Origin of the sequence: Novosphingobium sp. RL4 (genome assembly GCF_035658495.1) — a bacterium.
Classification (GTDB): Bacteria; Pseudomonadota; Alphaproteobacteria; order Sphingomonadales; family Sphingomonadaceae; genus Novosphingobium.
In genome coordinates this window covers 1,636,614-1,655,742 of record NZ_CP141945.1, presented here as the reverse complement: position 1 = coordinate 1,655,742, position 19,129 = coordinate 1,636,614, and the positions used below count along the sequence as shown (strand labels likewise).

Sequence of the window (19,129 nt, the reverse complement as noted above, 5' to 3'; positions counted from 1 at the left end):
GCATATTAATGTAGGTGCCTACATATATCAGCGGGACATTCCACATGCCGAACATTGTTCACTCTGCACCAGGCGTTTCCTTGAACCGACGAGCCTTCCTGACGGGTGCCGTGGCCACCATGGCGACACCGGCCCTGGGCGCCGCGGCGGCCTTGGACATAACGGCGGACAATGGCCGATTGGATGCCTTCCTGAAGGAACAGCTTCGAAACGGCGCCTTCCCTGGCATGGCGGTCGGCATTGCGCGGGCAGGCAAAGTCGTTCTTACGCGTGGGTATGGCTTTGCCAATGTCGCGCAGCGCCGGCCTGTGACGACAGACACGATGTTCCACCTCGCATCCGTCACCAAGACCGTGACGGCCACCGCGATCATGATGCTGGTTGAAGCAGGCCGGATCGAACTCGATGCGCCGGTAAATCGCTATCTCGACTTCGAAGTCCTCAATCCCGCCCATCCTCATGCCGCCATCACGGCCAGGCATCTGCTGATGCACGTGTCGGGTATCTCGGACGAAACTTACTACAAGGTGGATTTCCGGACGGTTGGCAAGGATTCCTCCCTCCCGCTTGGGACATTCCTCAAGGACTATCTCCTGCCGGACGGCAGACACTATTCGGTTACAGGAAGTTTCTCGCCAGCGGCCCCCGGCGCGAACTATGACTATTGCAATGTCGGTTATGCGCTGCTCGGATATCTGGTGGAACGTGTCGCGGACGAGGACCTGCGCGTATTCACGCAAGCCAGGATGTTCGATCCGCTTGGTATGCGGCAGGTCTCATGGACCATCGCCGGCGTGCCCAAGGCGTTGATGGCCACTCCCTACGACATCGTCGATGATCGGATCGTCCCGACCGAACCGGTCGGTTTCCCGGATTTTCCGGTGGGGATGCTGCGCGCCTCGATTGCAGGTTTCATGCCCTTTGTCGCTGCAGCCGCCAATCGCGGAGCGGCCGGGCCCGCGCAGATCCTGACGGCGACCGACCAGGCCGAGATGCTGACCATGCATGTACCGCAGGGCCTGCCGGATTGGGTGACAGGACAGGGGCTGGGCTGGATGGAATCCAGCGCACTCGGCAAGCGGCGGATCAACCATTGGGGCGGCGATCCCGGCGTGTTCACCGCCGTCTACCTTGATCCTGCCTCGACGACCGGCGTCGCGATCTTCACCAATGGTTCGGCTACGCCTGCGAGCAAGACTGCAATCAAGGCGATCGCCGAGCGCCTCCTCACCGGGCCGTTGGCATGACGGACAAGCGCATGGATTATAGTCGTGCAGTCGGCGGAGCCGCGCTGGGGGCCCGCTTACGCAGGCTTTCCGAAAGGATCGACCGCGAAACGGCACAAATCTACGCGTCGCAGGACGTCCACTTCGAACAGCGCTGGTTCGGTATTCTCAACCAGATCGTCCTGAACGGCGCGATGACGGTCGGCGAGATTGCCGATGCGCTTTGCGTCACTCATGTCTCCGTCAGTCAGGCCAGACGGGCGCTTGAAGCGGCGGGACTGGTCCAAGCCAGAAGCGATGAAGCCGATGCCCGGCGTCGGCTCCTCTCACTTACAGCGCAAGGTGACCGGCTCGTCGCATCGCTTGCCCCCCTCTGGAAAGCGCTGAACGAAAGCGCCGAGGAACTGGATGCCGAAGCGGGCCATCTCGTACCGCTGCTCGATCGCCTGGAGGACGCGCTCGACGGGCGCCCACTGGCCGCTCGCGTCGCCGCCCGCATCGATCTCGCCAACTAGGTCTATGCCACCATCGCCCGGCCGCTCAAAACGCCATCCAGCGGCGGCGACTTTAAGGCAAACCGGGTTCTGTTTCGCCCGGCGCTTTTGGCTTCGTAAAGCAGCTTGTCGGCCCGATCATAAAGAGATGCGAAACCTTCCTCCCCGTGGAGCACGGCCATGCCCATGCTGGCAGTGACCGCACGTTCAAGACCGGTAACGGCATTGGCGACGATTGCGGGAATGGCCCTGCGCCGAAGCTCGGCCTGAATCTCGGCATCGTCGCCGCGCAAGAGCAGCACGAACTCTTCACCGCCAAGGCGGTACGCGCAGACGCTCAGGGTTGGCTGAAGCGCGCGGGCGACCGCTTTTAGCACCTCATCGCCGACAGCATGTCCGTTCAGGTCATTGATCGCCTTGAAGTGATCAAGGTCGATGATCGCCAGCGCGGTGAAGCCTTCGATTCGAAGCTGGTCGAACTGCTGCTCTATCGCCCTGCGATTCAGCAATCCTGTCAGCGGGTCCGTTTCGGAAATCCGTTCAAGCAGTTCCGCCTCGGTGCGTGCGCCGTCTCGCTCCCGCTTCATCGTGACGAAACGGTCCGCCATGCCGAGCGTCGTGAAAAGGACTTCGCAAATACAGCCGATGTAGAACAGAAGCATGGCATCGGAACTGTGCGCCCAGGGGATCACGCCGGTCACCAGACGGATCAAACCCACCACCACCATCGGCGTATACCCAACGGCCTGAAACTTCGCGGCGCGACTGCCTCGACGCAATGCATCGATCATCGACAACAGGAATACGGCAAGAACCGGCGCGAACGCCGCGGTGTAGGCGCTCGACTGGATGGGCCGCGCAATGAACGGGAATGCCGCATGAAACACGCTCAGCAACAGTGACCATACCGCGCAGTAGGGCAGCAATCGCCGCAGGAACGGATGCATGGATCCGGGCTCGATGAAGCAGTACGTGAACATCGCCCCCGACCCGATCGTCATCCCGAAGATCAACGTCGCCATCCGGCTCAATGTCATGGCAGGGGGATCGAACAACATGACCGACAAGCCCGATGACACCACGATGGTTATCAGCAGCGAAAGCGTCAGCGCCGAGTGCCAGAGGACGAAAGGCTCGCGCAAGGCCCGGTAAAACGCCGCATTGAAGATGAGCGGCATGATGAGCATTCCGGCCAGCCCTGCGAGGACCAGCAGGGATCGCATGCCCGCAAGCCCCCCTGTCGCGTCCGCCCGCGCGAGATATCCCTTCTCGAGGGTCATCCGGTGGCTGGGCAGGTCAACCGCGACGATCACCTGCCTGGTCGCGCCCGTCACGTTCGGCAAGGGCGCTATGAAGTACCCGCCGGCGACCGAACTGCGCAGGGAGTCTGCGGGAATGGAGCGGCGGCGAACCGTACCATCCCGGTCGATGGCAAGCAGATGTATCGCCGCAAGCGCGCTCCGCCTTGAAAGGAAGAATCGCGGCAGCGGCTCGTCGGCATGGATTTCGAAGCGCAAGAGTGCGCGCTCGGCATCAATGGAGAATTTCCCGTCGCCACAAGACCATCGCCCTGCCTCCGCAGCTACCGCCAGGACGTCTTCCGACATGCGACCCGACGCCCGGCAGAATTCTCGCGTTTCATGCGTGGCAGCTACGTTGTTCCAACCGGCGCCGAAGCACGCCAGCATCGCCAGCAGCAGAAAGACCGCCAAGGACCATTTTCGATAACCGCTCGAAATCATCCCCCGCGGCTAGGGGAAAACGCTTTTAATACCGTTAATCACCCGCAAGAGACCGGATCAGGGCGGCGCCGTTCATTGCCCTTCCGCGTTCGACGGCGCCCGTGCAAGCCGCTGCAGGATATCCTCCCGCCGGCGCTGCGCCTCGAACCGGGCAAGCCCGGCATCGCGCCGGAGAATGGCATAGATGATGTTGTGGCGCTCCTGCTTCCAGCGCTCGGCGCCTTCGGCTCCCGGATAGATCGGCACGCGGACATGCGAGGAATAGTGCTCCATGGTCACACGGGCGAGCATCTCCATCAACGGCCGGTCGACCATCGCGTATATAATGTCCTGCATCTCCTGCTCAAAAGCGCCCCGTTGCTCGGGCGTGTTGCAGGCGTCGATCTGACGGCCATGATCGCGCAGCCGTTCGCGAAGCGCCTCGTCAGTCGCAAGCGCGGCTGCGGAAATCAGGTCGCAGTCGAGCAGCGTCATGATTTCGATGGCCTCATGCTCGCGTGACCGGTTGACCTGGAGGAAACCCGCCATGGCCCGCCCCAGCGACGCAGCGTCGGGGCGGGCGCCGTAGTAGCCACCGCCGTTCCCGCGCTTGACCTTCAGGAAACCCTCATGCTCGAGAACGCGCGCGGCCTGCTGCACCGTCACGACGCCAACGCCCAGCGCCTTGGCGAGGTCAGGAAGGGAGCCGATTTGCGTACCGGAATCCTGTGCGAGGATCATCTGCTTCATCCGCTCGACCGCCCCGGAGACCAGGCCTTCCTTCGATGGCTTTCGCGCCATTTGCACATTGCTCCCAAGGTTCGGCCCCGCGGTGCAGGGCCATCCGCGTTCCATCCACGCAAGCCGCATTCTCTTCAAGAGGAATTCTAATAATGCATGTTTAAAAGAGATATTGGTGCCGTTACGCCGGAAATGCCCGATTGACTCGCTTATAACACACCTATTATGAACTTCGCAGAGACGGCGAAGGCACGAACCTCACGCCGCCCCACGGTGAGAGGTGTAGACATGGCGAAGCATCAGGCGGCCAATGCCGCCGTCCAACAGGTCCTTGACGCTCTGGTCGAGGAGGGCACCGAAATCGGCGTGCAGGTTGCGGCCTACCTGAATGGCGAACTGGTGGTGGATGCCTGGGCCGGAGTTGCCGATCCGGCCACGGGCCGCAAGGTAGATGGCGGCACTCTGTTCAATGTGTTCTCGGTGACCAAGGCCGTTGCGGCGACGGCGCTTCATGTCCAGGCGGAACGCGGCCCTGTCGATTACGACAGTCCGGTGGCGCGTTACTGGCCCGAATATGGCTCGAACGGCAAAGAGGCCGTTACCGTTCGCGATGCGCTCTCCCATCGAACCGGCACGCCGCAAATGCCGCCTGCGGTAACGCCCGAGATGATGTGCGACTGGGACGCGATGACCGCCGGAATCGCCGCGCTGGAGCCGATCTTCCCGGTCGGGCAGCCCGCCTATCAGGCCGTATCCTTCGGTTGGGTGATCGGCGAAATCGTTCGCCGCACCGACCCGGAGCGGCGCAGCTTCCGGGATTTCGTGGCACAGGAAATCGCCGGCCCGTTCGATATCGAGGATTTGTGGATCGGTGTCCCGGAAGCAGCCGAACCGCGCATCGCCAGGCTTGTCGATGCGCTGAACATGCAGCCGCCGCCGGCAGGTACGGTCCTCGAAAAGGCAATGCCGTTCGAGGTCCGGCTCGCGCCCGATATTTTCGAGCGGGAAGACGTTCGCCGGGCGACTATCGCCGGCGTCGGCGGGATCTTCACGGCACGGAGTCTCGCACGGTTCTGGTCGATCCTCGCAAATGGCGGCGAGCTTGACGGGAAACGGCTGCTATCGCGGAAACGCGTAGCGATGAGCTGCCAGATGCGACCGGGCGGCACGCTTCCCGACCCGGTTTTCTTCGGCATGCCGATGCCACTCAGTCAGGGCGGCTACTGGATGTATGACGGCCAGTCGCCGCTCACCATGGCGCTGGGCGCGGCCACTGCGATCGCATGTCCGGGCGCTGGCGGTTCGCTGGGCTGGGCCGATCCGGCGACAGGCCTTGCCGTCGCTTTCTGCCACAACCGGATGAGCGCGGCGGACGGCGCAAGCGCCGTGGGCAATGCGATCCGCACGGCACTGGGCCTTGTTTGATGCGGCCTCCCTATGACTATGTGATCGTGGGCGCCGGCTCTGCCGGGTGCGTGCTGGCCAATCGCCTGTCGGCCGATCCCCGCAACTCGGTGCTGCTTCTCGAATGCGGCCCATCGGACCGCAACATGCTCATCACTGTTCCGATGGGACTGGCGAAGCTGATGGGGCCCGAAAGCCCCTACATCTGGCGCTATATGGCTTCTCCGGGGGGAGGCCGCCCCGCCGAGTTCTGGATGCGCGGACGGACCCTGGGAGGGTCGAGTTCCATCAACGGCATGGTCTACACCCGCGGCGCACCCGACGACTATGACGGGTGGGAGGCCAACGGCGCGCCGGGATGGGGCTGGCAGGATATCGGGCGCTGCTATGCGGAGATAGAGCGCCATGAACTTGGCCCCGCGCCGTCGCGAGGCGGATCAGGCCCCTTGCAAGTCAATCTGTCGCCCAGCGACGATCCGCTGTTCCGGGCAACGATCTCGGCCGCGGCCGCCCTTGGCACTCCCGTCGTCGAGGACATCAACAGCGTCGAGGCAAGCGTGGCCGGCGGCTTCGGTCAGCAGCCGCGAACGATCTGCAAGGATGGCAAGCGCTTCAGCGCCGCGCGCGCCTTCCTGAAACCGGCGATGCGGCGCCGTAACCTCGATGTCGTGACGGAAGCCAAAGTCCTGTCGATCGCGTTCTCAGGCCGACGTGCCACCGGCGTGCATGTCCGCCATCGCGGACGCACGTTCAGCATCACCGCCGGGCGGGAAACCATATTGAGCGCAGGCGGCCTCAATTCGCCGGCCATTCTCCAGCGCTCCGGCATCGGCCCCGCCGGACTGCTGCGCAATCTGGGCATCGACGTCCTGGTCGACCGCCCGCAAGTCGGCCGCAACATGAGCGATCACCGCACCCTGCCGGTGCAGTACCGGGTCAGGCGCGGGGGCAGCAACAAGGGGCTTCAGGGGCTCGGGCTAATCCGTTCGATATTGACATACGGCCTGCTGGGACGGGGCCCCCTCGCCCGCTCCACCTTTGTTGCAGGCGGCTTCATCAAGACCGATCCGGCACTGAAACTGCCCGATGCGCAGATCGGACTGGGACCGTTCACCTCCGGGCGCGAAGGCGTCAGTCCCTATCCCGCGATCACGATCTACGGCTATACGCTGCGGCCGGAAAGCCGGGGCGAACTGGAAATCACCTCCAGCGATCCGTCCGCCCCCCTCAGGATCGATGCCAATTACATGGCCACTGCCTATGACCGCGAGAATGCGGTCGCGATCCTGCGTTACATTCGCAAGCTCGCAGCGCAGCCTGTCCTTGCCGAACATATCGTCGAGGAACTGATCCCCGGGCCCGGCGCGATCAGCGACGAGGAATTGCTGGAAGCCACGTTCAAACATGGTTCCACAGGCTTCCACGCCGTGGGAACCTGCCGGATGGGATCGGACGACGAAGCCGTGGTCGATCCGGAACTGCGCGTGCGCGGTACCGAGGGGCTTCGGGTCGTCGATGCCTCGATCATGCCCTCGATCACCGGGAGCAACACCAATGCCCCTGCCATGGCGATCGGTTGGCGGGCCGGCGAAATCATCCTTGCCAACCATGCTGCCTGAATGGCCGAAAGGAACGTCCCGATGAACCCGTCCGAAGTGGCCGATCGCTATTTCGAAGCCATTCGCGCCCGCGACATCGAGAGCCTGCTGGCTCTTTACGCCGACGATGCCACGGTCACGCTCCCCAACGGCAGCCTGATCGAGGGAACGGTGGCCATCCGCGCATTCCAGACTGACGTGTTCAATCGCGGCGCGCCAATCCCGACGCCCGGTTCCCATGTGTTCGGCCCGCAGGCGGCAGCCGTGGAAATCAAGGCACGCCTGCCTGACGGAAGCCTGCGCAGCACGGCGAATTTCTTCTATCTCAATGGTGAGAACAGGATCGAACGTCTTTGTATCTACGCGCAGGGAACGTAATCCCGCGCTTCCATCGCGTAGATCGCGAAAACCCATCCCCCGCAATGCCGGCTCGCGCGACGCGTGTAGCCGGTTATTTGCACGCCCCCATGCCGCCTGTGTCCTAATTGCAACGTAATTCACAAATTTTACCCCGATATTGCTAACGCCTCTCATTATCGAATAAGCGCGTGCCCAACATCGACATTGACGAGGGGTGAAATCGAAATGAAGCAAACAGGAAAGCTCGCGCTGTGCGGCGTAGCGATGATCGCACTGGTCGCGATGCCGACGGGTGCCTTTGCCGCCGAAGCAGATGCGGACCAGGACAACACGGCGGGCGAGATCCTCGTCACCGGCTCGCGCGCCGGAACGAAGACCGATACGCCGCCGATCCAGGTGCCGCAGCCTGTCACCGTCATCACGGCCGACCAGTACCTCTCGCAAGGCGCGATCAGCATCAGCGACACGGTGAAGTATGCCGCAGGCGTCACCGCCAACGCCTATGGCCGCGACACCCGCGTCGACAGCTTCGTGGTTCGCGGCATCGAGGCGCTGCAGTTCCGCGACGGCATGCGCGATGTCTACAGCTTCTATGCCAGCATCACGTCCGACCCGTACAACTTCTCGCAGGTCGAGATCGTGCGCGGTCCTGCCTCGGTGCTGTTCGGCCAGGGCTCGATCGGCGGCCTCGTCAACCTCGTGACCAAGGCGCCGACATTCGAGACGCGCGGCGAGATCAACGCGACTTACGGCAGCTATGACCGCAAGGAAGTCTACGGCGACGTCAACCTGGCCCTGAGCGACACTTTCGCCTTCCGCCTCGTCGGCCGCGCCCGCGACGCGGACACTTATGTCGATCATGTGCCCGATGACCGCGTGTTCGTCGCACCCTCGCTTCGCTGGCAGCCGACGCCTGACACCAACGTGGTGCTGACGGGTCTCTATCAGGAGGACGACACCGGCTCGACCACGCAGTTCCTGCCGATCGTCGGCACCTTCCGCCCCAACCCCAACAATGCCGAACATCTCGACCGCTACACTTTTGTCGGCAAGCCGGGCTGGGACCGCTATGACGGCCGTCTGCTCCAGGGTGGCGGCAGCATCACGCACCACTTCAACGAGAACATCACGCTGAGCCTGAAGGCGCGCTACATCGACAGCGACCTCGACTACTTCACGCACTATGCCAACAGCTACAGCAACCCGACGAACCCCTACCTCGATCCGGAAGGCCGCACGATCGGTCTCTACAGCGATGCCACCGTCGCGCGGATGAACGTCTTCTCGACGGACAACAACCTGCAGTTCAACTTCAACACCGGCGCCAATATCGAGCACAAGCTGCTCGTCGGCATCGACTACGCCTGGAACCGGGTGAAGAAGCGCGGCGGCAGCGGCTACGAGGTCATCGACCTCTACGACATCGACTACGACGCCCTCACCATTCCCGCGATCGGCGCCGACTGGACCACCTCGGGCCAGAAGCAGCTCGGCGTCTATGTGCAGGACCAGATCCGTTTCTACGACCGCGTCTCGATCGTGCTCGGCGGACGTCATGACCGCGTCGACAATCGCGGCGGCGGGATCGACAAGGCCACGACCTTCCGCGCGGGCATCATCGGCGAACTCGGCGCGGGAATTTCTCCGTTCTTCAGCTATACCGAAAGCTTCCTTCCGGTCAGCGGCATCAACACTGTAACCGGCAACCTGCTCACCCCCCAGACCGGGCGCCAGTTCGAAACCGGCCTGAAGTGGCAACCCAATGCCCATGCCCTCGTCACCGTGACGGCGTTCCACATCAAGGAACGCAACCGTGTTCTCTATGGCGAGAACAACTCCGTCACCCAGTCCGGGCAGCTCACCACCAAGGGCATCGAAGTGGAAGGCAACTACACCCTGCCGGGCGACTTCGAGCTGCTGGCCAACTACGGCTACAACAAGATCAAGGCCACCCAGAGCCTGGACTACCTGCCGCGCCAGACCGCTTCGTTCTGGGCGTCGAAGAGCTTCGGCCTGTCCGAAGACGCGCAACTGCGGCTCGGCACCGGCGTGGTCTACACCGGCAAGCGTCGTTCGGTCGGCAGTGCATGGACGATCATGACGCCCGACTACACCACGGTTGACGCTCTGGCCGAGATCAGCTGGGACAAGTGGCGCTTCTCGGTCAACGCCACCAACCTGCTCAACAAGCGGTACTATGCCTCGTGCCTGGCCCGTGGCGACTGCTTCATGGGCGCGCCGCGCAACATCATGGGCACGCTCGGCTTCCGGTTCTGACAGGAGCGACGAACGGCCTCCGGCTTGCAGCCATGCAGCCGGAGGCGCTCATGCCAATCCTGTCGCCGCTTACCCCATGCCTGCCTGCAGGAACGCGCCCGGAGCTTGACTTCGGGCGCATTTGCGCGTGCTTCAGGAATGGAAGAAATACGCGCGCCTTTTCCGCGTGACAGGTGGCCTGGGAGCACAGCATGACCGGAATGACAGTGTCCCGTTCGCCGATCTCTTTGCATCGTCTTGCGGGACCGTCGCGAGGTGTCATGCTGACGGCGGCCCTGCTGGGCTCTACGCTCATGCCTGCGGCCGCCAGAGCCGACGAACCGGACTATTGCCCCGACCGCCCCGGCATCGGCACGCCCGCATGCACGCTCGAACCGGGGCGGGCTTCCGTCGAAATCGGCATGGGAGACTGGACACTCGACAAGGACCGGCAGGAGCGACAGGACGTCTTCGAAGCGGCGGAACTGCTTGTCCGTTACGGCGTGGCCCGGCATGCGGAGATTCAGGTCGGCTGGACTGCCTTCGGCTCGTCACGCACCCGCGATCGCATGACAGGCGATGTGGAACATCGCAGCGGTTCCGGCGACGCCACGTTCGCGCTGCGGCGAAACCTGCTGAACCCCGACGGATCGGGCCTGTCGATCGCCGTGATGCCTTACATATCGCTTCCCGTTGGCCGTCAGCCGATCGGCGACGGTGATTGGGCCGCAGGCGCGCGCGTACCGCTGTCGTACGAACTTTCCGACAAGTGGAGCCTCGTCACCACGTCGCAGTTCGATGCCGCGGTTGACGAAGATGGCGACGGCCGACATTTCGCCTTCGACGAAGTTGTCGGCGCGTCTCTCAAGATCGGGGAAGCGCTCAGCGCAACTGCCGAGTATGAAGTCACTGCCGACCATGATCCGCAGGGCCACAGCGTTGCCCATGTTTCCGGGCTTTCGTTAGGATGGCAGCCCACGAAAGACCTTCAGATCGATGCCGGCGCCAACGCCGGGCTGGACCGGGACGCGCCGGACCTGGAGCTCTATTTCGGCCTCTCGCGCCGGTTCTGACCACGCTTTTCCCGGTTCACATCCAGCGGCACCCGTTCACGGTGCCGGCAAGACATTTCGGCGCCGCACAAGGCGGCGCCGAAATGCGCATCGCGATCAGCTCAGAAGCGCTTGCTCACCCCGAACTGCACGAAGCGGCCAAGGGTGTTGCCGTTGATATAGCCATCCTGCGAAGGCGTGATCGACTGCTGGATGTAGCGCGGCGGATCCTGATCGACGACATTGTCGATGTTCAGCGTGAACGAAAGGTCCTTGAATATCCCCTCGCCGGGGACGTCATATTTGAAGAACAGGTTGATGACGTTGAACGACTTGACCCGTGCCTGTTCGCCTGCAGAACTGACAGCAGGATCGAGGTCATAGCCACCGGTGTGATTCCAGGTGACCTGGGCCCGCAGGCCGCTGATCGTCGTGCCAAGCACGGTGCTGAACTTGAAACGGCTGTTGTTGGCGGCGAGCAAGTCGCTGAAGGCCGCCCCTGCGATCGGCTGCTGCTTGCGGTTCAGTTCGTAATTGGCATTGAACCCCAGATCGAATGAGCCAAAGCCCGCATCGAGGCGGTAGCTCAGCGCGGCATCAAGACCATCCAGTTCCACATTGGCGAAGTTCCGCTTGCGAGCATCGAGGATGGCATAACAGCCGGTTGGGCCGGTGCCTGCGACCGAGCACCCGGAACCCACGATCGTATCCGACTGGGCAAGGTAGGAATCGATCTGGGCCTGCGTTGGATTGACCGTGATGACCGAGCCAAAGTTCGTCCAGAAATCAACCTGATTAGTGAAATTCGGCAGATTTATCAGGTTCTTGAATTTGATATTCCAGTAAGTGAGGCTGAGATTGAGCCCCGGAACGAATGGCGGCTCGATATCGAAGCCGAGCGACCACGTGGTGGCCTTTTCCGGCTTGATATCCGGCGCACTGCCAAGCACGACCGCCACGTTGCTGTTCTGCGGGGCAGGATAGGTGCCGTTGGCAACGAGGCTGGCCGGCGGCAACAGGAATGAGAGCCCATTGACCTGGTTATAGGAAGTCACGTCGGTTTCCGGCCTGTCCGCAAGGCTCGGCGCCACGAAGGATTTACCCCACGATCCGCGCAACTTCACCCAGTTTACCGGTCTGTAAGTGACGCCGATCTTGGGATTGAAGGTATTGCCGAAATCGGAATAGTCGTCATATCGGCCGGAGAGGGAGACGGTCAGCTCGCGCATTCCCCCGAACCCGTTATCCACCCCGAAAATCGGCACCACCATTTCACCGAATGCCGATTTGGTGCTGCGGGAAAGCGTGACGACCGGAAGGTTTGCGTAAGGCGCGATGACCGTCACACCGTTATAGACGAGCCCTTCGTAACCGGTGTTTTCCGTGCCGGGCACAATGGAGCCCTTCTGGGAGCGCAATTGTTCGTGATTATACTCGACACCGCCGGCGAACTTCACATCTCCGCCCGGCAACCTGAACAAGGCGCCATCGAGGATCAATCGGCCGTTGATCAGTTGCTGGCGCGTGCGTCCGAACGATTCAAAATTGCTGAGGACATCGAGCCCCAACTGGCTGCTTGAATTGATGTCATAGGGATTGAGAAGACCGGTAGCGATAGCACGCGGAACCGCGGTGGAATTGTATTGCCCGACGATGTTCTGAGTCGTGCTTTCGCCATAGCTGCCCATGCCACGAAGTTGCCACCCCTTGCCGAGCTCCGCCGTGAACGTCGGCGTCACGCCCCAGGTACTGAGCGACAACCTCTGCTGCTCCGTGTCGTCTCCGCCGTAGGAATACGAAACCTGATGGATCTCGAACGGATTGGCCGGATTGACCTTGTAAGCCGCCATGTATGGGCTGGGTGTCAGGCCGATAAAGGCGGGACCGATGTATTGGGAATCGTAAATAGGCCCCAGATCCGCAGACACCTTGCGCTGGGTGAACCACGCCCGGACGTCGACCTTCAGCGCTTCGTTGAGGTCCTGCGAAAAGCCCGCGAAGACCGAATGGCGATTTTCGCTCGGATAGATCGGCGCACCGTCGCTTTCGTCGCACTGGTTTGCGGTGTTCGCCGTCGCCGTGGCGGAAGTATAGGGCAGCGCATAGACCGTGCCTGACGGAACCAGTTGCACGTTGCCCGGAGTGCAGCGCAGGCTCGTGATCGGGAAGGGAACGCCGGGAATCGTCTTGGTATACATCTTAACATAGTCACGATCCCGGCCGTAGATCGCTCCGTGTTCCGAATAGTTGTATGAGATATAGATCGATCCGGTGTCCCACGACTTGCCCGCCGTCATATTGGCATCGAAAGCGTGGTAGTCGTCCGCAAATCCATAGTGCGAATCCACCATGATGCCGTCGAACTTCTTGCGCGTTATGAAATTGATGACACCCGCGACAGCGTCCGAACCGTAGATGGCGGAGCCGCCGTCGGGAACGATCTCGACGCGCTCGATCACGCCAGGCGGAATGATATCGGGATCGGGGCTGGTAGACTGGATTCCCATGCCGACGATGCGGTGCCCGTCGAGAAGGACAAGCGTGGGAGAGCTGCCCGCAGTCTGAAAGCCCGGAAGATTGCGCAGGTTCGGGCGGTTTGTCGTCACGTTGTTAAAAGCGCCTGCCGGCTGCTGGAGCGAGTTGAACTGTCCGAGTTGCGGAATTGTCTGCAGCAATTGCGCGGTGGTTGTAACACCAGTCGATTGAACGGCCTCCTGCGACACATCGATGACATTGGTGCCCGCCGGCGCCACGCCGCGAATAAGAGTGCCCGTGACCACGATTTCCTGGATCTGGCGATCGGTCAGTTGATCTTTGCTGTCATCCTGAGGCGGCGGGCTATCGGCCTGGGCAAAGGCCGGGATAGCCAGGCAGAATGCAGAGGCCGCGACCCCGCCTTTCAGAACGACGACAAACCGCAAACGGCTGCTCGATTTCTTCATATTTATTTCTCTCCCGTACTTTATTTTATTTATATTTCGACGAATAAAATCATAACTTCTTGCGCATATTTCGCGTCATATCGTTGTATAATTCATTTCACCGATCAGACCCTTCGGAAGGGCGTCGCTAGAAATCGACAGCTCGCACTCTTCCTCCCGATGCTGATTGCTGGATATCGAGTCGTTTCACCGAGCCCTCCCCTGCCCGGACATATCGAGTCGGAACCGTATATACCATATAGTCGGTAAGTCTAAAGCCGTGCGGGCGGATTATTCGAGACCCGAACCTCAAGGGTTGCCTTGACCGTCAAGGCAAGATTCAGCCTTTAAATATTACCGAATGGTTGGTAGGCATCACGGGTCGATATTTGGGCAGGGGACAAAAAGCATGCGCCTATCATCTCGGATCGCTTTGTGGACCGGAACGCCGTTACTGATCGCCGCGACAGCGACGGGAAACCTCGGCAACGGCGTAAATGCGGCCGCTACGCCGACACCCCCGCCAATCGCCGCACCGTCATCGCGCGCGAATGCCGGAATCACCGATGGTGTCGCCGCCCCGAGCATGGCCGAACTGTGCCAACCTGCCGCGATGCAGGCCATTGCGGCAAAGCTGGACATCAAGGTTACGATCGGGAAACTGCCGTCCGAAGAGCAACCAGGCCCATTCCTTGAAGGCGGAACGCGTTTCACACCGGCCCGCGGCGACCTTCCGGCCTATTGCCAGGTGACCGGCAGCTTCGTGACCAACCCTGCCACTGGCAAGACGGCGAACTTCCTCGCAACCCTGCCGATAAGCTGGAACCGGAAATACCTGCAGCTTGGCTGCGGCGGGCATTGCGGGACATTTGCGGTAAGCGATGCGGCATCTCCCACCATCACCATCACCAATCAGGGCAAGCCCGGTGACAGCATCAGGAAAGGCTACGCCTCGTTCGCGACGGATGAAGGCCATGCCGGCTTCACGCAAGGCAAGTGGGCGATCAAGGGGCCTGGAGAGATCAGCCAGGATTACCTCGACGACTATCTCTATCGCTCGCAAAAAGTCCTGGCGATGATGGGCAAGGAATTCACGACCGCCTTCTATGCCAAGGCAAGCGGAACTGCCCAAAAGATCGCCTATTCCTATTTCTGCGGCTGCTCGGGCGGCGGGCGCGATGCTCTTGTTGCGGCAACCTACTTTCCCGAGGCTTTTGACGGGATCGTGTCGGGCTCACCTTATGCGAATCTCGCCAATCTCGCATTCCTGACCACCGGCGCCTCACTGGCGACGGTACGCTCGCCCGATGCGGGCCTGCCAGCATCGCTTGTGGCCCAGATCAACCCGCTTGTCATGGCGAAGTGCGATGCTGTGGACGGTGTCAAGGACGGCCTCATCCAGAACCCGATGGCCTGCGACTTCCGGCCTGAAAAGGATCTCCCGCGCTGCGCCGATAACAAACCCGGTCCCAGCTGCTTTACGCAGGCGCAGATCGAAAGCGTCAGTACAGTTCTGACCGCAGCCACGGACAAGGAAGGGCGCGTCGTTCAGCCCGGCTATTCGGTCAGCGAACTGCAAAACTCGCTCATGCTGCCGCCGGCCAACGCGGGCACTGCAAATCCCTGGCCCGATACAGGCAATCCGGCAACCGGTGCCGCCAACGGCATGGCGCTACTCGGAGACACCGTCATCCGCATCTTCTCTCACCGCAATGATCCAAAGTTCGAGACCACATCGGTACTTTCGTTTGGCTCTGGTGGCACCGGGCCCGTTACCGGTTTCCGGGTAATCGCACCGGCAACGGAAGTGGCCAGGGCGAATGCAGCGCGACGCATGGGTATCGGCGATATTCCGAAGAACGCCGCAAAACTCATCAAGAGCAATCACAAGATGATCCTGTGGGTGAACCTGAGCGATCACCTTCTTACCCCATACATGTCCGTCAACTACTACAAAAATCTTGCGAAGACGTTCGGCGGATATGACAAGCTCCACAAGAACATCCGCATGTTCATGTTGCCGGGCACCGCGCATTGCAGTGGCGGCGGGATCGGAGAAGGCCCCGGCAGTTTCGACGCGCTGAGCGCCATCGAGGCATGGGTGGAAAGAGGCCAAGCGCCCGACAGCCTTCCCGCCACGCTCTACAAGGCGAACCAGTTCGGCGTCGATTTCAAGCGGCCTCTCGGCCGCACCATGCCACTTAGCAAATTTCCCGAAATGGCGCGTTACAGCGGCGAAGGCGACGTAAAGGATGGTGCGAACTGGAGTTGTGTCCCCGGCGACAGAGGCATGCTGAGGATCGGGGAATCCGGGCGTCAGGCCGGGGTCATCGACTGACGGCTGCCTGGCGGCGGGCACCGTAACCTCGCCGCCTGCTTGGCTCAGTTGCCCCCCTGACAGTTCGCTTGAAAATTGCGTCTCTTCGGCGTCAATCGCTCTCGAAAGGAACGATCGCACGGACCGCACGCTCAAGCGTCTGCCCCAGATCGAAAGATTCCGGCTTGTCATACCAGCGACGGGCAAGTCCAAAAATCAGGGCGTAGCACATTCTGGCTGCTTCTTGAGCATCGACAGCCCAGGGAGCAAGCAATTGGCCGAAGAGATCCTCCGTCTCCTCCGCGCGCGCGAGGAACCAGGCGTGGGCAGGGTGCGCAGGGTCCATGGCGTCGGTTTGCAGGACGATGAGAAAACGCCCCAGCTCCGGAATTTCCCGGTAACGCTCGATGATCCGTCGCAACAGCCGCACCATCGCGACATAGGCGTCTTCTCCGTTTCCGCTTGACGCCTTGGTCGCCGCCAGCAGAGGCGCGACTATTACTTCCTCCCGGCTCTCGATCTCATCGACCAGTGCGATAAGCACGCCGTCCTTGGATCCGAAGTAGTGGAGCAGCCCCGCGTTGGAAATTCCGCATTTGCTGGCAAGGCCCTGGATCGTAAAACCACGGGAGCCGATCTGACCGATCTGGCGGATTGCCTCATCGATGATCTGGGCGCGACGAACCGCAGCGTCTTCGCGGTTCCCTTTTTTGATCCTGGTTGCCATCGGGCACCTTTACCGATCAGTCAGTAAAACGCGCAAGGTTTATCAAACACGACCGCTGTTGTTATCACCGGGAGGTTTTCGGTCAACGGCATTCGTTTCTCAAGATCTCGGCCAGGGCCTGCGGCCTCGTAATCATCGCCTGATGGCCGGCATCGATGCAAATCACGCGGTCCACAGCAAACCGCTCGGCAAAGCGCTCCTGCCATTCCACTGGCAATATCCCATCCTTCAGGCAAACGACATAGCTGGCTGGAACGGCCCCGTGATGATCGTACCGCCAGGATGTAAAGTCGTAGGTAGCAAGCGGCCAGCGATCCACTCCAAACTTCGCGAGAAATGCGCTTTTCTGTAAGTCATCCATATCGTTGCAGAACATCTGCGGATAACGCGCCGCCAGATCTTCTGTCTTGGGATCGAACGGCCAGCCGACTTCATCAGGCCTCGCTCCGTGCATGCCCTCCCCCATCATCGCGCGCACGCTTTGCCCGGGAAGAGGGATCGAACATGTGACGTAGACCGCCCTCCGAAACAGGTCCGGCCGCCGTTCCAGCATCAGCGACATGACTTGCCCGGCCTGGGAATGTCCAACGAGCATCGCCGGCCCCATGCCGGCGACCTCGATGTCGGAAAGCAGCTCGGCCGCGACCTCGTCCAGACCGATGCCGCCATCGAGCCGCTCTCTTTTTGACCCGCAACCCGGGACATCGACTGCAAAGGTACGAACTCCGGGAGCCTGCAGTCCCAGTGCCGCGATAGTATCGCCCCACACCCAGCTTCCCTGTCCGCCGCCGTGAACGAAGACAAATGCCGGCTCAGTCTCCAAGTCCTGCTTCTCCCGATTTCGTGCGCGAAACTATCGATGCGCTTCGCCGCGCGAAAGACGCCACAGGCTGCGCGAGCTACATACCGCAGGAGCGGGAAAGGGATCACATCACGCAAACACCCTGTCAACGAGAGGCAGGACGTGGTGCTCCGATACGTCCGTCAGGTGTCAAGGCGAGAACGCTCCCCATCAGTATCCTGACCAGGTCTGTTTGCCCGCGCGCGCCCGTTTTGGCGAAAATGCGTTTCGAATAGCCACGGACTGTCTCGACCTGCAAATCCAGCTGGCAAGCGGCCTCGGCAATGGACCGTCCTCGGCAGATTTCCAGCGCGAGCCGGGCTTCGCTTCGCGTGAGCCGAAAGAGGTCCATCAGCTGCTCGCAGCGATCGGCGGTGCCCCAACTGTCACCGTGCACATAAGCGACGATCACCGGCTTGCCTATCGGTCCGAGCAATCTGTGCGGTGCGGGCACCAGTAGCATGTCGAACCAGGGATCGCTCGAGAGGGAAACGGCTTTGGGGCTTGCCTCCAGCTGCGATGCCATTGTGCGGATCGTGGCAAGCAGTGTCCTTTCGGCAGCCCGGTCGGCAATTGTCAGCCTTCCCCTGGGCGTTCGTCCAACCACCCCGGATTCGCGAAGCAGCATTTCACCGACTGGATCGCTGTCGACGATCCCACCGCCTGCATCAAGGGCAATCCAGCCGAACTGCAGCCTGCGAATGGCCTCCTCCGCAAGCGAAGCGGTGAAGCGTTCGCGTTCAAGGACAATGTAATTGCGCAGGACGCTTCTCAGTACGGGAGCCAAAGCGCAAAGCAAGCGATCGGTCTGCACATCGAACGAGCGGCTCAGACTGACGATCGTGAGGCGCGCATCCACGCCGCCGGCTTCCCGCACACGCATCTGCCGCAGGTCCGTCACACGGTGTGTTGTCACGAGGTCGGCGTAGAACGCCTCATGTTCGCCCCGGTCGAGCGCGATAAGCTCCTCAAGAGAATAGGCTCTGCCTTCCTGCATCAACTCGCTCGCCGTCGGATTGCGATCGACGAAGTAGCGGCGATAGAGTTCGTTGCTGTCTTCCACACGCATGTCGCCCGAAACGAGTTGCAGGCAATCGTCCTGTTTCCAGCCGGGCGGCTGACACAACAGCACGACGAAATCCGCGCCGGTTTCACGAGCGAGCAGCGAAAGAAACGAAGCCCACAGGGGCTTTTCATATGCGCCGTCAAGCAGCGCCTGGGTCATTTCGCCAATGGCTGTTGAAACTTGCATGCGCTCCTGCCGCGCTTGGCCACAGCCCCCATTTGGGGGTTTTTCATCCCGGATACCTGCCTCAGGAAGTCGCAAACGACAAGCGCTGCCATTCGCAAAGACAGAGCTACGAGGCAAGCGGGAGAGTGAACCATGAGAGCGCGCCACCGCGCCACGAGGCTGTGCCGTGCTGCGTGACATCTTCGAACGTGTCCCACACCCATTCGGCCGGACCGCAGC

At 61.5% G+C, this 19,129-nt stretch carries 14 protein-coding genes; 8 read left to right on the top strand and 6 right to left on the bottom strand.

Annotation, left to right across the window (positions count from 1 at the left end; all coding sequences use genetic code 11):
- Positions 1-44: 44 nt before the first annotated feature.
- Complete coding sequence (locus tag U9J33_RS24220; protein ID WP_324699459.1) at positions 45-1,247, top strand: serine hydrolase domain-containing protein; 1,203 nt, start codon at positions 45-47, stop codon at positions 1,245-1,247.
- On the top strand, positions 1,244-1,741 hold the full coding sequence (locus tag U9J33_RS24215) for a MarR family winged helix-turn-helix transcriptional regulator (RefSeq protein WP_324699458.1): 498 nt from the start codon (positions 1,244-1,246) through the stop codon (positions 1,739-1,741). The genes U9J33_RS24220 and U9J33_RS24215 overlap by 4 nt, the downstream gene beginning before the upstream one ends.
- Positions 1,742-1,743: 2 nt before the next feature.
- On the opposite strand, the gene U9J33_RS24210 is transcribed toward U9J33_RS24215, so the two are convergent.
- Both U9J33_RS24210 and U9J33_RS24205 read right to left on the bottom strand, forming a co-directional pair.
- Positions 1,744-3,432 carry a diguanylate cyclase gene (locus U9J33_RS24210; protein ID WP_324699457.1) on the bottom strand — a complete coding sequence of 563 codons (1,689 nt, stop codon included), beginning with the start codon at positions 3,430-3,432 and terminating at the stop codon, positions 1,744-1,746.
- A gap of 102 nt (positions 3,433-3,534) precedes the next feature.
- A complete protein-coding gene (locus U9J33_RS24205) occupies positions 3,535-4,242 on the bottom strand; it encodes a FadR/GntR family transcriptional regulator (protein WP_324699456.1) in 708 nt (235 codons plus the stop codon).
- Positions 4,243-4,470: 228 nt separating this feature from the next.
- Between U9J33_RS24205 and U9J33_RS24200 the strand changes: the two genes are divergently transcribed.
- From U9J33_RS24200 to U9J33_RS24180, 5 genes are all read left to right on the top strand, one after another.
- Complete coding sequence (locus U9J33_RS24200; RefSeq protein ID WP_324699455.1) at positions 4,471-5,607, top strand: serine hydrolase domain-containing protein; 1,137 nt, start codon at positions 4,471-4,473, stop codon at positions 5,605-5,607.
- Positions 5,607-7,205 (top strand): GMC family oxidoreductase, encoded by a 1,599-nt coding sequence (locus U9J33_RS24195; protein ID WP_324699454.1) that lies wholly within the window; start codon positions 5,607-5,609, stop codon positions 7,203-7,205. The genes U9J33_RS24200 and U9J33_RS24195 overlap by 1 nt, the downstream gene beginning before the upstream one ends.
- On the top strand, positions 7,206-7,562 hold the full coding sequence (locus U9J33_RS24190; RefSeq protein ID WP_054435399.1) for a YybH family protein: 357 nt from the start codon (positions 7,206-7,208) through the stop codon (positions 7,560-7,562).
- A 207-nt stretch (positions 7,563-7,769) separates the two neighbouring features.
- Complete coding sequence (locus tag U9J33_RS24185) at positions 7,770-9,821, top strand: TonB-dependent siderophore receptor (protein ID WP_324699453.1); 2,052 nt, start codon at positions 7,770-7,772, stop codon at positions 9,819-9,821.
- 260 nt (positions 9,822-10,081) lie between these two features.
- Positions 10,082-10,873, top strand: coding sequence for a transporter (locus U9J33_RS24180; RefSeq protein ID WP_324699452.1), 792 nt, complete (start codon positions 10,082-10,084; stop codon positions 10,871-10,873).
- 101 nt (positions 10,874-10,974) lie between these two features.
- Here the strand turns inward: U9J33_RS24180 and U9J33_RS24175 are convergent, their stop codons facing one another.
- On the bottom strand, positions 10,975-13,794 hold the full coding sequence (locus tag U9J33_RS24175) for a TonB-dependent receptor domain-containing protein (protein ID WP_324699451.1): 2,820 nt from the start codon (positions 13,792-13,794) through the stop codon (positions 10,975-10,977).
- A 565-nt stretch (positions 13,795-14,359) separates the two neighbouring features.
- Between U9J33_RS24175 and U9J33_RS24170 the strand changes: the two genes are divergently transcribed.
- Entirely contained in the window at positions 14,360-16,111 is a 1,752-nt protein-coding gene (locus tag U9J33_RS24170) for a tannase/feruloyl esterase family alpha/beta hydrolase (RefSeq protein ID WP_324699450.1), read from the top strand.
- 91 nt (positions 16,112-16,202) lie between these two features.
- Here U9J33_RS24170 and U9J33_RS24165 read toward each other — a convergent pair whose 3' ends face one another.
- The 3 genes from U9J33_RS24165 to U9J33_RS24155 all read right to left on the bottom strand — a co-directional run bounded on the left by U9J33_RS24165 (position 16,203) and on the right by U9J33_RS24155 (position 18,910).
- On the bottom strand, positions 16,203-16,817 hold the full coding sequence (locus U9J33_RS24165; RefSeq protein ID WP_054435387.1) for a TetR/AcrR family transcriptional regulator: 615 nt from the start codon (positions 16,815-16,817) through the stop codon (positions 16,203-16,205).
- Positions 16,818-16,899: 82 nt separating this feature from the next.
- Entirely contained in the window at positions 16,900-17,640 is a 741-nt protein-coding gene (locus tag U9J33_RS24160; RefSeq protein WP_324699449.1) for an alpha/beta hydrolase, read from the bottom strand.
- 124 nt (positions 17,641-17,764) lie between these two features.
- Positions 17,765-18,910, bottom strand: a complete 1,146-nt coding sequence (locus U9J33_RS24155; RefSeq protein WP_132470149.1) for a helix-turn-helix transcriptional regulator — start codon at positions 18,908-18,910, stop codon at positions 17,765-17,767.
- Between the last annotated feature and the right edge of the window lie 219 nt (positions 18,911-19,129).